Here is a 15,302-nt window from a genome sequence, read left to right as displayed (position 1 = left end):
CTACTCCTCACTTCTTGCTGCTCGAGAAACCGTTTGGATGCGACGCATCGATATTGATGTCCTCTCATGGATTTCTCTCAAGGTGCATCCCGCATCGATGAGATAGCGGATAAAACCCTCCTGGTCATCAAGCCTGTGATGCTTGAGAAGATACGTTTCACGTGCGAGATGGTATGCCGTAAACATGCCGTCTAAACCTTCGAGCGTGGCGCTATAGAATGCGTTCTTGGTTGCCGTGCTGAGATCCGAAAAGCTAAGGCCCCCAAGCGCGCTATAGAGCTTCGGTTTAATTCTCGTAGACATGCAGGGCTGAATGAAACGCTGAGCATATGCTTCAAGCTCGCCATTCGCGGGCATGGGAACCTCTATGACCTTGTTGAACCTACGCCAGACGGCGGGGTCCAGCAGATCCTGATGGTTCGTCGCGGCAATGAGGATGCTCCCCTCACCGAACGAGTCGATATTCTGAAGAAGGCTGTTCACCACCCGCTTAAGCTCCCCAAGCTCGTTTTCGTCATCTCGGCGCTTTGCGACCACGTCAAACTCATCGAGAAACAGCACGCATTCTTGCTTTGCCGCGTAATCGAATACCTTACGAATGTTCTTTGCGGTACTCCCAAGCAGAGAGGATACAAGGCTGTCAAGACGGGCTGTTACGAGCGGGAGACCGGTCTGCGCCGCTATATAGCGAGCTATGCTGGTCTTTCCACATCCAGGTGGGCCATACAGCAGCAAATAGTTCTGCGCGTCCATTCCGTGACGTGCCAGGATGTCTCGCTTGCCGCGCATTGCTACGACGCCGTCAATCTCATTGCGGAGAAAGTCGCTGAGGATGAGATCAACGTCTTCCGGCAAGACAATCTCAACATCGACGATTTCCATGCGGCTTTCTTGGTCTACGGGCTTTGAAGAGAGCCCGTCAAGCGTCGCAACATTGAAACGCTTGCCCGCCAAAGTCGTGCGTATTCGCTTCGCGAAGCGAGGGTCCCCAGACTGCTCCAAGTTGTCCGCCAACGTTCTGGCGTAGTTGAGCACTTTGGTTCTGTCTCCAGTGAGTCCGCCCTCTATAATACGTAGCACTTCAGCTTGCATGGCCCTCTCCATATTCATTGCCAAGCATTCTGTATACAAACAAAGCATGTTGTAAACATCTAGGTAAGATTGTACTCGAACATTGGTCTTCTGTATACAAGAGGAAATTCTTCTGCTCACAGAGTTATTACGCCCGCAGTCATCGAGCTCTTCGGAGAGCGTGCTTGTGACACGCCGATAGCCTGTATCCGTGGAATACCGGGTGCAGGCTTTTTCTTGGCCTGCCCGACGAGAAAGGCGGGCCCATCTATGGACGGTGAGGTCGATGGCAAGACGCGGGAGCTCCAGGAGACGAACAGTCAGGCGGCGCGGGGCGAACCGCAGCAGGCGGCGCAGGAGCCGCTGACGTCCGGCGGCGCCGGCGCAGCGGGAGCGGGTACGGACTACGAGGCTCTTCTCGCCGAGCGTGACGCAAAGATTGCAGAGCTAGAGGGAGCGATCGCGGAGGCGGCCAAGTCCGCCGAGGCGGCAGAGGCCCTGCGTGCGGAGATGGACGAGCTGCGGCGCCAGGGCGAGGAGCAGCGCGTCGAGTTCGAGCTCACGATGGCTGGCGCGCGCAACGTGAGGGCAGCCCGCGTCCTTCTCGACGAGCACGGCGGGGACGTCTCCAAGCTGAAGGAGGCCGAGCCGTGGCTGTTCGAGGGGGTTGCCTCCAGGCAGGGCGGCAAGACCGGTCTCCCCAACGCGGGGGCCGCATCCGACGAGGGCAAGACGATGAAGCGGTGGCGCGAGATCGCGGGCATCGTGGACGAGGAGTAGCAGATGGCCAACAGTATCGCATCCACCAAGAACTACACGACCATCCTCGACGAGGTCTACCAGCGCGCGGCGGTCTCCGCGTGCCTGAACAGCCCGCGCCGCATGGTGCGCGCCGGCCGCAACGCCAAGGAGATCATGGTGCCGAAGATCCAGGTCTCGGGCCTCGGCGACTACACGCGCAACGTGGGCTACAAGACCGGCAGCATCACCTACGAGTTTGAGACGAAGACCTTCAACTACGACCGGGGCATCCGCCTTCTGGCCGACGTCATGGACGTGGAGGAGGCCGGCGTGCTCGACTGCTTCGTCGAGGCCGGCTCCGAGCTCCAGCGCACGCAGGTGGCGCCGGAGGCCGACGCCTTCACCTTTGCCGAGATCGCAGGGTACGAGGGCGTTTCCACCGCCACGACCGACTATTCCGACGCCGAGGCGGAGGACGTGCTCGCCGCCCTGCGCGCCGTGACGAACGCCATGGACGAGGCGCAGGTGACCACGGGCTCTCGTTACCTCTTCATCACGCCGACGCTCAAGGGCGTGCTGGATGACTTCAGCCTTGCGAACCCGACGCGCTCGAACCGCGTGCTCGAGCGGTTCTCCCGCATCGTTGAGGTGCCGCAGGTGCGCTTCTACTCGCACATAGACCTGCTCTCCGGTGACGAGGACCAGTTTGGCTATGCGCCTGCCGAGGGCGCCTACGAGCTCACCTCCGACACCGATATCGTGAGCGGCAAGACCTACTACACCGAGAGCTCCGGAACCTACTCCAAGGTCGCGAGTCCGCAGAAGAGCGGCCTCTCCACGTATTACGAGCTCGTGGGCGCGGGCGCGCCGATCAACTTCCTCGTGGTGGAGAAGAGCGCCGTGATCAAGTTCGACAAGCACGTGGCGAGCCGCGTGTTCAGTCCCGACGAGCTGGAGACGCTTGACTCCTACATGATGAAGTATCGCAAGTACGGCATCGTGGAGCTGCTCGACAACAAGCTCGACGGCGTGTACGCGTCCGTGGCCCCGCTGGAGTAGGGGCTCGTTGTGGGCTGTGCAGGCGCGACGTCGGTTGACTTTGGCTTCTATCGCGACACGTACGGCGGCGGGATGGGCGTGGAGGCGTTCACGGGCGCACTTCCCGCCGCCGAGCGTCACGTGCGATGGATCTGCGGCGGTCGCGTTCCCGCGTGCGAGGCGGACGAGCTTGCGTACCGGCGTGCGGTGTGCGCGGCAGCCGAGGCGTTCGCGGAGTTTGGCGAGGGACAGGTGGGCGGATTCCAGCTCGGGTCCTTCTCGGTGACGCACTACGACAACCGGGGAACCACCGGTGAGGAGCAGGCGACCTACGCCTGCGAGAAAGAACTTGCTGGGACGGGGCTCCTGTTCTGCGGGGTGCGCTGATGGCGTGGCTGCGTCCGATACCCGCGAGGCTGCTGTCGGACTCGTGCCTAGTGCGCGAGCCGGCGGTCGATGGCGGCTTTGGCGAGCCGCGCGCCATCTCGCACGTGAGGTTCGAGCGGGCACAGTCGGTGGTCGCCAATGCGCACCGCAGCGCGGACGCCGGGGCGGGCACGCTCTTCGTGGATGCCGTCATGAGCGCAGGTGCTTTCGAGATTCCCGCGGGCTCGCGCGTCGAGGTGCATGGGAGGTCGTACGTGGCTGCTAAGGTTTCGCGCTTCGAGGGGTTCAACGGACGCGTGCACCACTGGGAAGTGGAGCTGCGATGAGGGCGGTCGTGGATGCCGTGGCGGGGATGCTGCGCGCGGCGGGAGTCAGTGACGTGTTCTGTATCGCGCCAAGCGCACTGTTGAGCGAACAGCCCGTCGTGGTTCGCTGGGCGGGCTTCTCGCGTGAGAGCCGCCAAGACGGCGAGGAACGCGGAGTCTCTTCGGTGGAGGTGTTTGCCGTCCGCGAAACGGATGCTGCCGCATGCGATGTCGCGATTCTGTGCGAAGCGGCTGTGCGCTTGTCCGGTCGCGCCGAGTGGAACGTGGCGGGTTCCGGGGTGCGCATCCTGGGCATCGATACGGACGCGCCGGCTTTCAGGGAGCGCGACTCGAGCGGGCGCTTCGTGTGGGCATTCACGGTGAGGCTGACGGTTGCGAGGGAGATATGACCGATAGGAAGGGCACGAAGAGCGGGGCGGGTGGCAGTCAGGGCACTTGGCACGACGAGCGCGGTTCTCACGCCGACGTTCGCCTGCGCCGTTCCGGTGACCGCTTCCGAGACGAGGAGCTCTCGGAGCGAGAGCAGCGCCGAGCGGTGTCCTATGGTCGCGCGAGAGGACGGCTCTGATGGCGCGCTCCATCAAGTTCGATGGGCACGACTTCTCGTCCTTCTCGACCGCCGAGGTGGTACTGCCCGCGGCACACGGCCTCTCCGTGGACGCCGCTGAGGTGCCAGGCCGTGCCGGTGCGGTCCTGCTCTCTGCACGTATCCCGCCCAAGACTCTGCGCGTGCGGCTCTTCCTCGACCTTGCCGAAGACGAGGACGCGGAGGGGCTCTCTGCGTTGCGCCACGAAGCGGCGGCGTGGCTCGCCTCGGATGCCGGATGCGACTTGGAGCTCCCCGGCGAACCGGGGCTCGTCTATCGCAACGCCGTGTGCACAGGCGCGGATGCCTGGGACGCCCTCTTCGAGGACGGTTCCTGCGAGCTGGCGTTCACGGCGTTCGATCCCGTTGCATGGGGGCAGGGGCAGGAGGTCGTGCCCGCTGGCGGCGGCGCAGGACTGTCGTTTGTCGTTGGCGGCTCGTATAGGACGTTGCCGACGTTCGTGATGGAAGCGGCGGCTGGTGATGGAGTGACCGTCGAGGACGATGACACGGGTGCTCATGTCGAGGTGGAGCGAGCGTTCCTGGGCGGCGAGGAGGTCATCATCGACTGCGGTGCCGGGCGCGCATGGGTTGACGGCGAGGCTGCAGATTCCGACGTGACGCTCGACAGCGACTTCTTCTGGCTGGAACCGGGTCCGCACGAGCTGTCCTTCACGGGCTGCGCGGACTTCACAGCAAACTTCACAGAAAGATGGCTCTGATGGGCGGCACGGCTCCGACGCTCTTCTGGTTCGACCGCGCTGATGAGCGTATCGGGATTCTGCACCCGGCTGGCGCGGTGGAGCATCGCGAGGAGCTGGGAGGAGAGGACGTACTCTCGTTCCCCTGCCTGGAGACGCCTGAGAAATACGATCGCATCCTGTGGCGAGACCCCCAGGACGGGCGATGGCGCGAGCACGTGGTGGTGCGCACGGACGAGGCGCTGGGTGCCGCGTGCGAGGTATACGCGGAGTCGAGCCTGTGCGACCTTCTCGGTAGCTATGTCGAGGAGGAGCGGGTGTCAGGCTCGGGGCTCTACGGTGCGTTGGGCGTCGTGCTCGAGGGGACGCGTTGGCAGGCATCCACGCTTGGTTGGTTTGGCGATCACGGCTGCTACATCTACCACGTGAACCGGCTCGCGGCTCTCAGGCGCGTGTGCGAGGTGTGGGGGTGCGAGATTGAGCCCGCGATCGCGGTTTCGGGCGGCTGCGTGTCATCGCGCACCGTGCGAGCGGTGGCTGCTTTGGGCTCGTGGCGCGGCGCGCGGCTCGAGTACGGGCGGAACATGGCGGGATGCACGCGCACGGTTGCTGAGGACGAGGTCTTCACGGCGCTCTACGGCTATGGGGCCGGGTTGCCCGTGGTGGACGAGACGGGCGCCTTCACGGGCGGGTATCGGCGCAAGCTCACGTTCGGTGAGGTGAACGGTGGTGTCGACTGGGTCGGCGACGATGAAGCGAGGCTGCTGTGGGGCCTGCCAGACGGCTCGGGCGGCCGCGTGCACCGCTTTGGAGAGGTGACGTTCGCGGATGTTGAGGACCCCGAGGTTCTTCTCGCCCGCACGCAGGAGGCTCTTGCGGAGACGTGCGCTCCGCTGGTGAGCTACGAGGTGGACGCCGTGGCGCTTTCGGGTGCTGTCTTTGTTGGACTCGGAGACGAGGTCGCGGTGGTGGACTCGTCGCGCGATCCTGCATGGCGCCTTCGGGCGCGGGTGGTGCGTCGCGTGCGGCTCTTCGGGGATGCGGTGGAGGCGCGCTACTCGATCGGTGCTGTCCCGCGCACGGCGTTTGCGGAGCGCAGCTCTGTCGAGGCTCGGGTGGCGGCGGTTGAGGACGTGGCGGGTGCTGCGGGCGATACCGTTGCCGCCGTGGGCGCGAGCGTGGCTGCCATCGAACAGGCGGCAGGCGTGGCTGCCGGTGGCGAGGTGCCCGCGCTGGCAACAAAGGAGTACGTTGCGCAGCAGATAGCCGCGCTCGATGACCTCTCGGGGGTGGAGTTCTGATGGCTGGTCTTGATGGTTTCGGCCTGCATGAGCTGGTCTGGGAGTCCTGCGATGACGTGTTTGCGGGCGCCTTGGTTGCCTCTCCCGCCGATGCGGAGGGGCGTGGCATCGCTCTTTTGGTGAGGCGGGACGGTGAGGCGGTCGACCTTTCGGGTGCGAGCGTGTATCTGCTGTGGCGTCACCGCGCGACGCGCGAGCGAGGGTGCGAGCCGTTCGATGAGGTTGATACGGAGACTGGTGCATTCTCCGTGTTCTATCCGGCTGCTATGGCATGCGCCGAGGGTTCGGTCGACTGCCAGGTGATGGTGTCGCTTCCCGGAGGGAGCTCAATCTCGACGTGTGCGTTCGAGGTGCGCGTGGAGAAGGTGCTCGTGGGCGGCGCCGAGTCTGAGGACGGATTCTCGCTCTTTCTCGACGCTATAAAGAAATACGAGAATGCCGATACGCTTATTGCCGAGGCAGTTTCCAAGGCGCAGGAGGCGGTTACGACGGCCCAGGGCGCGGTTGCCACAGCGGAGCAGGCGGTTGAGGAGGCTGCTGGAGCTTCGGGCGCCGTTGCCGCGGCGAACGCTGCCGCCGCGGCTGCGATAGAGGCAAAAGAGGAGCTGCTGGCTGCTGCCGAGCGCGGGGACTTCGACGGGGCCGACGGCGAGCCGGGGCCTGCGGGCGTTGACGGTAAGGACGGGGCGCCTGGTGTTGACGGCAAGGACGGAGCCGATGGTGCTCCCGGCGCCGATGGTAAGGATGGGGCGGACGGTGTGAGCCCGACGGCCTCCGTGACGCAGACTGCCGAAGGGGCGGTGGTTGTGGTGACCGACGCCAGCGGCACTACTACGGCAACGCTTCTCCACGGCGCGAAGGGAGACAAGGGCGATGACGGCGAGCGTGGCGAGAAGGGCGATGCCTTTACGTATGCCGACTTCACCGCCGAGCAACTGGCGGCGCTCAAGGGGCCGAAGGGCGATCCGGGTGAGGATGGTGCGGACGGGCTGGATGGTGCACCGGGAGCCGATGGCGCTGACGGAGTGAGCGTCACGCACTCGTGGAATGGCACGGTGCTTACGGTGACGAGTGCGAGCGGCACGAGCTCTGTCGACCTCAAAGGCGAGCGGGGCGAGAAGGGTGACCCGTTCACCTACTCGGACTTCTCGTCCGAGCAGCTCGAGGCTCTGCGTGGCCCGCAGGGAGTCCCGGGGTCACCAGGTGCCGACGGCGAGGATGGGGCCGATGGCCAAGACGGCGCGCCCGGCGCTGACGGCCAGGACGGGGCCGACGCCGAGATCACGGGCGCGACCGCCACGGTGGACTCGTCCACGGGCACGCCGTCCGTGACCGTGACGCTCGGCGGCACGCCGGGGGCGCGCACGTTTGCGTTCGCCTTCTCCGGCCTCAAGGGCGAGGCGGGAGAGCAGGGGCCGCAAGGCGCACCCGGGCAGGACGGCGAGGACGGGGCGCCGGGCGCGACGCCCGACCTCTCCGCCTACGCGACCAAGGAGTACGTGGCGCAGCAGATCGCGGCGCTCGACGACCTGAGCGGGGTGGAGTTCTGATGGCCGTGGGGACGATAGACAAGGGCGTGCTCACCGACATCGCCAACGCGATCCGAGTCCAGAACGGCGGGACGGGGACCTACCTGCCCTCCGAGATGGCCGCTGCCGTGCTGGCCCTCGACGGATCCAAAACGGGGACGCCCTACCAGGCGCCGGCGACGTCCGGCACGGGCGTGATCTCAGACTCCGTCTTCGACGGCATCGCCGACGCGATCCGCGCGCAGAACGGGCTCTCCGAGACCTACCTGCCCTCCGAGATGGCCCCGGCGATCCTTGCGCTGGCCTGGGACGTGGGCGTGAAGATGCGCGCCCTCCTGCTCGCGGACGGGACGCTCGAGTTCAACTACCGCGACGGGCGCTCCTCCGACGTGCCGGGAGCCGTCATCCTCAAGGCGTGGGAGGTCGACCCGGAGGGCTACTCGTCCGCCGGCGCCCGCCCCTGGGACGAAGACAAGCTCTCCGTCACGCGGGCGGTGTTCGACGACGACTTCTCCGAGGGAGGCCTCGAGAGCGCCGCCTACCTCTTCCACGGCTTCGAGAACCTCGTGGAGGTGGAGGGCTTCGAGGAGCTCTCCGGCGTGACGAGCATGAACCAGATGTTCGTGAGCTGCGCCTCGCTCGAGACGATCTGGGCGGAGGTTTTCATGGGGAGCGTGACCTCCGGCTCCCTGATGTTCAGCGGCTGCAGGAGGCTCGTCGGCGGGGAGGGGTACGTCCCCGAGCAGACGGACGACCACGACGCGCTCAACTTCGGCGAGTCCGGAGTGCTGACCTACCCCGACGCCGACAACCGGGAGTGGTTCCGATGCTTCCTCTACGCGGACGGCGAGCTGGTGCTTACCTCCGCGACCGAGCCGGAGGCGGGGCGCGAGCTCGTGTCGTCGGGGCGCCTGTGCGCGAACGCGCGGTACAACTCGGTGGGCTACCAGCCCTGGTACGACCACCGGCACGACGTGGAGTGGGTGACCGTAGCGGCGGACATGGCCTCCTACGACCACGTGAACACGAACTACTGGTTCTACGGCCACCAGGCCATCACCGAGGTCGAGGGCATGGGGAACCTGAGGGGCGTGCGCGAGATGCAGCACACCTTCAACAGCTGCGAGGGGCTCACGGAGATCGACCTCTCCGGGCTCGACCCGTCCTCGCTCGAGGACCTCGCCTACACCTTCGGCGGGTGCGGCTCGCTCGTGACGATCTGGGCGGACGCCGACTGGGCGCTGCCGTCCTCCGGGATCTCCGGCTTCCAGACGTTCTACCAGTGCGCCTCGCTCGTGGGCGGGGCGGGCACGACCTACGCGAGCTCGCGCGCGGGCTACCAGTACATGAGGATCGACGGCGCGGGTGGTGCGGGGTACCTCACTGCGAAGGGCTCCTAAAAGGCACCCCTCCGGCGTACGTGGCAGGACATCCGTGCAGAATCTATAATCTTTGTATTGATCCTTCGCTTCTTAGGGGGCGCGATGTTCGGTATCCCAGAGCCCGAGACCATTGTCATCGTGGAAGCCGATGGGCGCGGCAAATACTCGAAGCTGCTTCACAACCTCGTGGGTACCGCCGACGATAAGGATCGTGATCACGTTGTCGGCCCAGTTGACGGGTCGATTCGCACCGTCATTTACAACGAGCGGCTCTTCAACGACAACCCGCTCACGTCCGACCAGAAGGTCGTGTTCGTCGGGGACCCTGGCTTTGCTCGTGACTACATTGAGGCCCTCAATGCCCAGTCGACTGACAGGATCGAGGGTGGCGGCGTCCATATCCTCGTCAGTGGAAAGCAGGCTTCCATCGCCGTCGATTCAGGTCCTGGGACTCGCGAGCAGTATTGGGATTTTCTTGCTTTCGCTCGGTCATACGGCCAAGACTTCCCCGACCTTCTCGCCGACTTCCACGTGGCGGACACTGACTCGAAGGACGGTCCCAACAACCCACTTGAGGTCATCGGGGGCTTCTTCGAGGGAATCGGCGGCTTTATCAAACATGGAGTTGACGACCTCACCATCTTTGCCACAAAAGGTGCTGAGATCGAGGATCAGAAGTACCAGTTCGCTGTCAAGCTTTTCTACACCGAGAAGATGCGTGGTTTCGCGGAGGCGTGAGATGGATGACTTCGAACGCGGCTACGATTTCGTTCTCAGACAGGGCGGCGGCCATCTTGGCGCGGAGGTTGGCGTCAACTACATTCGCGGCGTCCAGGCGGCAATAGACGAGCTTTACCGTCGGATGAACGCATACGACTACTATCAGGCAACAAAGCCGGCCCAGGAGTCCCTCAAGGGATTCCTCGCTGAGGAGTATGCCGCTGGGACGGCGAACATCGACGCCGCCGTCAAGGGAAGCGATGTGAGATTCGAGGTTCTTCACTCGCACGACCTCGGCTCGGTCGATGTTGCGGGACCTGGTACGGCGTACCAGCTTAAGATTTACGAGAGCCCCTATCAGACCGTTAGGGCGCTTGGCACCACTCTCTTTGACCGGTACAAGGCATCCGCCGATTCAGCGATGATGGGCTTCGACGAGTGGGCGGCGCTTAAGGGAAGGCCCGGTGCGAGCCCCTCCGACCTTCTCTACGAAGGGCAGTTTGGTCTCGTTGCACCTGACAAGCTTGAAGATTGCCGGCAGGAGGCCTTCAAGCTTCTCGCAAAGAGCAAGGCACTCGGCAAGGACGCTGAGGTGCAGAGGTGGAAGAAGGTTGCCGACGGACTTGTAGATCGCGTGAGAGGCGAAGACGGCGTCGAGGGGAGGGCGCTGACAGTAGACGAGGCGAGGAAGAAGGCCATTGAGGTGAGCAGTGGCCGTCACCTCGATTCTGCGGATGACGGCATGACCCCGGCTCAGCTCGTCGAGACCCAGCACCTGCTGAGGCAATCTCTCAAGGCGGGCGCAACGGCTGCTGCTGTTTCTGCCGCCTTAAAAGTTGCTCCGGAAATCTACCGCGCTATAGACAAGCTCATCACTGAGGGAGAGCTTTCAGAGGAGGACATTCGCACCATTGGTGCCGCCACCTTGGACGGGGGGACAACGGGTTTTATCAACGGTTCAGCATCTGCAGCAATCACCGCTGCCGCTGCGAAGGGCATGTTCGGGCAGGGAATCATGAGGGCGGCGAGCAGATCCATGGGGCCAGCGGTCATTGGGACACTTGTTGTGCTCACCGTTGAAACATGCAAAGACGCTTTTCTCGTCGCGAACGGACAGAAGACCCAAAAGGAGCTTATGGACGGATTCACACAGGGAGCATTCGTCTCGGCTATCTCTTTGGTCGGCGCTGGGGTGGCATCCGTTGTCTCGGGTGGCGCTGCCATCCCCATGCTCATTGGCTCTCTTGTCGGGTCTGCTGCGGGCGGTCTCGCGTTCTCCCCGGCGAAGTCTCTCGTGCTGAGTCTTGCCAACGAGTCTGGGTTCACCTTCTTTGGGCTGGTTCGGCAGAGCTACGAGCTACCCGAGGGGACAAAGGACAGATTGGGAATCAAGAAGGCCTCGGTGAAAAGTGCCAACTTGGCTAGCGCAGATGTCCGTCTTGGAAGAACCCGGACAGCCTCTGTTAAGCACGCCTCCCCCCATACCATCAGCATCAGCTACGACAGGCGAGGAATCGTGGGCGTGGACAAGATAGGCTATATGCCAAGCTAATGCCGTCGCTATCCCCTCTGTGGTATGAGGTATACGTTTTCGACGCGAACTGAGATCTCCATTTTTCTTCGATTTGACCGCTGTTCATGGGGGCCATTGTCTCCCACATTCATTAAGAAGCCCCGCGATTTCATATTCGCGGGGCATGCTGTCTTTTCTTATTCGCTTCAGATTGTCGGGAACTCCCTGTGCACCGGACCATCCATGAGCATCCGGTACCACCAGTCGCGGTCCTTGCAGCCGCTGGCTCCCAGCATGTCGAGCAGCTGGGTCTGCTCGAGCTCTCCGAGCATTGCGAAGTGCTCTCGCATGCTGTCTTCCAGGGCGACCTTGCTTCGAATCATGTCTCCGAGAATCTCCTTGAGCTCTTCGAGCGTAAAGCTTTGCGGTGAGATCTCAACGAGCTCAGCGCGGAAGTGGGAGTAGTCCTCGAGCTCGCACATGGCTTCAATGTCTGCTGCGCTGTAGTTCATGGTGGCCTCCTTCGATCTGACCATTGCGTCGGCCTGGTTGCGGACGGGACACAACCGGGACACAACAGCGACCGGAACTCTGTTTTCGTCAGGTTCTGTCAGTCGCTGTCCGTTGCTGCAAAAGACCTGCTCAGACGCTCTTTTGTGTATGTCAGTTGTCCTCAGTCGCTGCTGTGGGATAACCCTCTCAAGGCGGAGATCACCAGTTCGAATCTGGTACGGGCTACCAAACGTTCAAGGACCGGGGTCACACGCCCCGGTCCTTTTCTTGTGCTTGCCGCCCAAGCCCATCCCCTACCACCGGAGCCACTCGAGCTGAGCCTCGCGGTCGTTGGGCAGCTGGCCATCCATGACCGTGGCGAGCAGCTGCGCGAGCACCATGCCCACGCCCGGGCCCGGCTCGATGCCGCGCTCGCGAATCACGTCCGCGCCGCCCACGGCGAGGTCGCCCACGCGCCAGACCGCCCCGGCGGCGAGCTCGGCGCGCAGCGCGCGGGTCATCTGGTCGAGCTCCACGGCATAGCCCGTGCACTGCGGCGCCTTGGCAACCGCGTCGGAGCGCTTGAGGTCGAGCAGGTCGAAGGAGAGCCTGCGCGCCTGGCCCGGGCAGGCCCGCTCCAGCTCGGAGAGCATGCGACGCATGGAGGGGGCCGTCGCGCGGATCTCGAAGTCGTGCAGCAGCACCAGCGCCGCGGCAGCGCGCGATACGTCGCCGGGAATCGCCAGACGCGCCATGACGCGCCGGGCCGTCCGGGCCCCCGCCTCGGGATGGCCGAAGAAGTGTCCGCGGCCGGACACGTCCTCGCTCCAGCACTCCGGCTTGGCGACGTCATGCAGGAGCGCCGCCCAGCGCAGCGCCTGCGAGGCGCCGCCGCCCGTGAACTCCTCCACGCCCGCGCAGACGCGCGCCGTGTGCTCGAGCACGTCGTGGGCGTGATAGGGGCTCTTCTGGTCAAAGCCCGCCATCGGCGCGAGCTCGGGGACGGCGGCGGCCATCACGGCGAACTCGTGGCGCAGCGCCCAGGCGGCCCGGCCTGTCGCGAGAATGCCGTCCAGCTCCTGGCCGATGCGCTCGTGCGCGATCTGGGCGAGCTCGGGCGCGCACGAGACGAGGGCATCCTGCGTGGCCGAATCGATCCTGGCGTCAAGCCGACATGCGAAGCGCACGGCGCGCAGCACGCGCAGGGCGTCCTCCTCGAAGCGCCGACGCGGCTCCCCAACCGCGCGGATGACCCGCGCCGCAAGATCTTTCTCTCCGTCAAAGGGGTCGAGCAGGCCTCGCTTCGGGTGAAAGGCCATCGCGTTGACGGTGAAGTCCCGGCGGGCGAGGTCCTCGCGCACGTCCGTGACAAAGCGAACCTCGTCGGGATGCCGGCGGTCGGTGTAGGCCCCCTCGACGCGATAGGTGGTGGTCTCGACGGGACTGCCGTCGACGACGGCGGTCACGGTTCCGTGCGCCGTCCCCGTCTCGTGCACCTCGATGCCCGCGGCGCGCAGCACGCGGGCCGTCTGCTGCCAGGGCGCCGAGGTCGTGACGTCGACGTCGTGACCGGGCCGGCCGAGCAGGGCGTCGCGCACCCAGCCTCCCACGACCCAGGCCTCGTGCCCGGCGGCCTCGAGCGCGCCGACCACGCGAAGCGCGTAGGCGGGCAGCTCGCGCGCGAGGCGCATCTCGATGTCGCGACTCATGCCGCCTCCCTTGGCCCTGGGCTCGTCTTGCCCGATTCTAGCATGGGCCCCGACCCCGGGCGCGTCCCGCCCGCCTGGGACGGGAGCCGCTCCGCAAGCGCTCGCGCCCACGTCTCTGCAAAACCGTCCCTCAATCCATATCTGGGCGCTCCGCCAAGCAAAACCTCATCTCAATCCATGCAAAATCCGCCCCAGAGGGAAATCTCTTGGGAAAACCGGCTCATGCAGACACAGCTCAACTGGGAAAACGCAGAGACGTTTTCGGAACGGCGCGATAATCCCATGTATCGAAGGCGGCTTTTGTTTCGCGACCTGCCCGAATATGCATTGATGGCACGTTTTGCACGGGGGCACGGGAACCCACGGGGGCCTGCCGCTGCAAGAACGCGAGTGCTATCCTCGTGAGCGGTCAAATCATCCAACAAACGGGAGGCAAGACTATGGACGAGATGACTTCGGTAACCGTCGACGACCTGGCGTCGGCGCACGACCAGTTCCGCTCCGAGCGCGTCAACATCGTCGCGAAGAACGCGGTGAGCTCCAACGGCATCACCGCCGCAGCGCGCGTGCCCGAGGGGGTGGCCGCCAACGCGCTCACCTTCGACGTCGAGGTCAAGCAGGGAGATCGCTGCGACCAGCAGCGCTCCGGCCGCTGCTGGATGTTCGCGAGCCTCAACACCATGCGCTACCGCGTCATCCACCGCTACGACCTCAAGACCTTCGAGCTCTCCCAGACCTATCCCCTGTTCTGGGACAAGCTCGAGAAGAGCAACTGGTTCTTCGAGAACATCCTCGACACCCTGGACGAGCCGCTCGACGGCCGTCTCGTGTCCTACCTGCTCATGGCGCCCGTGGGCGACGGCGGCCAGTGGGACATGTTTCGCAGCCTCGTCAAGAAGTACGGCGTGGTGCCCAAGGAGGCCATGCCCGAGACCGCCTGCTCGCGCAACACCCGCGAGATGGACTCCTGCCTCACCCGTTACCTGCGCGGCGCCGCCAAGCGCCTGCGCCAGAGCCACGAGGCGGGCGTCTGCCGCGAGGATCTCGAGGAGATGAAGAAGGAGATGATGGGTGACGTCTATCACCTCCTCGCGACCTGCCTCGGCGAGCCGCCCGCGTCCTTCGAGGTCCGTCTGCGCGACAAGAACGACAAGCTCGCGCTCTCCGGCACCTACACGCCTCAGGAGTTCTTCGCCTCCGTCGTGGACATGAACGTCGACGACTACGTGAGCCTCATCTCCGCCCCCACCGTCGACAAGCCCTTCGGCCACACCTACACCGTGAGCCGCCTCGGCAACGTCATCGAGGACGGCGGCGTGCGCTACCTCAACCTCCCGATCGAGCGCCTCAAGGAGTGCGCGGTCGCTCAGCTGCGCGACAACCTCCCCGTGTGGTTTGGCTGCGACGTGGGCCAGAGCTACCTGCGCGAGGAGGGCATCATGGACACGGCCGCCCTGGACGTCGACGCCCTCTTCGGCTTTGAGGTCGAGGGCTGCATGGACCGCGCGGAGCGCCTCGACTACGGCGAGTCGCTCATGACCCACGCCATGGTCCTCGAGGGCGTCAACCTCGACGCCGAGGGCCACCCCACGCTCTGGAAGGTCGAGAACAGCTGGGGCGCCGACCACGGTCGCAACGGCTTTGACACCCTGTCCGACCCTTGGTTCAACGAGTACGTCTACCAGGTCGTCGTTGACAAGAAGTACCTGAGCGACGAGGAGCGCGCGACCTACGAGACCGAGGAGCCCACCGTGCTCGCACCGTGGGACCCCATGGGCTCGCTCGCCCGCGCGCGCTAGGGGGGCA

General features: G+C 64.7%; 15 protein-coding genes. 12 read left to right on the top strand and 3 right to left on the bottom strand.

Going from position 1 to position 15,302, the window contains the following annotated elements:
• Positions 1–1,092, bottom strand: coding sequence for an ATP-binding protein (locus tag B5F85_RS02740; protein ID WP_158094545.1), 1,092 nt, complete (start codon positions 1,090–1,092; stop codon positions 1–3).
• A gap of 249 nt (positions 1,093–1,341) precedes the next feature.
• On the opposite strand from B5F85_RS02740, the gene B5F85_RS02735 reads away from it, so the two are divergent.
• From B5F85_RS02735 to B5F85_RS02685, 11 genes are all read left to right on the top strand, one after another.
• Complete coding sequence (locus B5F85_RS02735; protein WP_087314174.1) at positions 1,342–1,851, top strand: hypothetical protein; 510 nt, start codon at positions 1,342–1,344, stop codon at positions 1,849–1,851.
• A gap of 3 nt (positions 1,852–1,854) precedes the next feature.
• A complete protein-coding gene (locus B5F85_RS02730) occupies positions 1,855–2,871 on the top strand; it encodes a hypothetical protein (RefSeq protein ID WP_087314172.1) in 1,017 nt (338 codons plus the stop codon).
• A 9-nt stretch (positions 2,872–2,880) separates the two neighbouring features.
• Positions 2,881–3,237, top strand: coding sequence for a hypothetical protein (locus B5F85_RS02725; RefSeq protein WP_087314170.1), 357 nt, complete (start codon positions 2,881–2,883; stop codon positions 3,235–3,237).
• Positions 3,237–3,563 carry a putative minor capsid protein gene (locus B5F85_RS02720; protein ID WP_087314168.1) on the top strand — a complete coding sequence of 109 codons (327 nt, stop codon included), beginning with the start codon at positions 3,237–3,239 and terminating at the stop codon, positions 3,561–3,563. The genes B5F85_RS02725 and B5F85_RS02720 overlap by 1 nt, the downstream gene beginning before the upstream one ends.
• Positions 3,560–3,952: a hypothetical protein gene (locus B5F85_RS02715; protein ID WP_087314166.1), complete on the top strand. Its 393-nt coding sequence runs from the start codon at positions 3,560–3,562 to the stop codon at positions 3,950–3,952. The genes B5F85_RS02720 and B5F85_RS02715 overlap by 4 nt, the downstream gene beginning before the upstream one ends.
• A gap of 178 nt (positions 3,953–4,130) precedes the next feature.
• On the top strand, positions 4,131–4,871 hold the full coding sequence (locus B5F85_RS02710) for a phage tail domain-containing protein (RefSeq protein WP_239386614.1): 741 nt from the start codon (positions 4,131–4,133) through the stop codon (positions 4,869–4,871).
• Positions 4,871–6,151 carry a phage tail spike protein gene (locus B5F85_RS02705; RefSeq protein ID WP_087314164.1) on the top strand — a complete coding sequence of 427 codons (1,281 nt, stop codon included), beginning with the start codon at positions 4,871–4,873 and terminating at the stop codon, positions 6,149–6,151. The genes B5F85_RS02710 and B5F85_RS02705 overlap by 1 nt, the downstream gene beginning before the upstream one ends.
• Entirely contained in the window at positions 6,151–7,701 is a 1,551-nt protein-coding gene (locus B5F85_RS02700; RefSeq protein ID WP_087314162.1) for a collagen-like protein, read from the top strand. Before B5F85_RS02705 ends, B5F85_RS02700 begins: the two co-directional genes overlap by 1 nt.
• Positions 7,701–9,080, top strand: a complete 1,380-nt coding sequence (locus B5F85_RS02695; protein WP_087314160.1) for a hypothetical protein — start codon at positions 7,701–7,703, stop codon at positions 9,078–9,080. Before B5F85_RS02700 ends, B5F85_RS02695 begins: the two co-directional genes overlap by 1 nt.
• Before the next feature lie 84 nt (positions 9,081–9,164).
• Positions 9,165–9,800, top strand: a complete 636-nt coding sequence (locus tag B5F85_RS02690) for a hypothetical protein (protein WP_087314158.1) — start codon at positions 9,165–9,167, stop codon at positions 9,798–9,800.
• 1 nt (position 9,801) lies between these two features.
• Positions 9,802–11,334: a hypothetical protein gene (locus tag B5F85_RS02685; RefSeq protein ID WP_087314156.1), complete on the top strand. Its 1,533-nt coding sequence runs from the start codon at positions 9,802–9,804 to the stop codon at positions 11,332–11,334.
• A gap of 167 nt (positions 11,335–11,501) precedes the next feature.
• Here B5F85_RS02685 and B5F85_RS02680 read toward each other — a convergent pair whose 3' ends face one another.
• A complete protein-coding gene (locus B5F85_RS02680) occupies positions 11,502–11,807 on the bottom strand; it encodes a hypothetical protein (RefSeq protein WP_087314153.1) in 306 nt (101 codons plus the stop codon).
• A 294-nt stretch (positions 11,808–12,101) separates the two neighbouring features.
• Positions 12,102–13,496, bottom strand: a complete 1,395-nt coding sequence (locus tag B5F85_RS02675; protein ID WP_087314151.1) for an HD domain-containing protein — start codon at positions 13,494–13,496, stop codon at positions 12,102–12,104.
• A 440-nt stretch (positions 13,497–13,936) separates the two neighbouring features.
• On the opposite strand from B5F85_RS02675, the gene B5F85_RS02670 reads away from it, so the two are divergent.
• Positions 13,937–15,295: a C1 family peptidase gene (locus B5F85_RS02670; RefSeq protein ID WP_087314149.1), complete on the top strand. Its 1,359-nt coding sequence runs from the start codon at positions 13,937–13,939 to the stop codon at positions 15,293–15,295.
• The last annotated feature ends 7 nt before the right edge of the window (positions 15,296–15,302 follow it).

This window comes from Olsenella sp. An293 (assembly GCF_002159495.1).
GTDB lineage: Bacteria > Actinomycetota > Coriobacteriia > Coriobacteriales > Atopobiaceae > Thermophilibacter.
The sequence above is the reverse complement of the archived record's forward strand: the minus strand, read 5'-3'. Positions and strand labels throughout refer to the sequence as shown.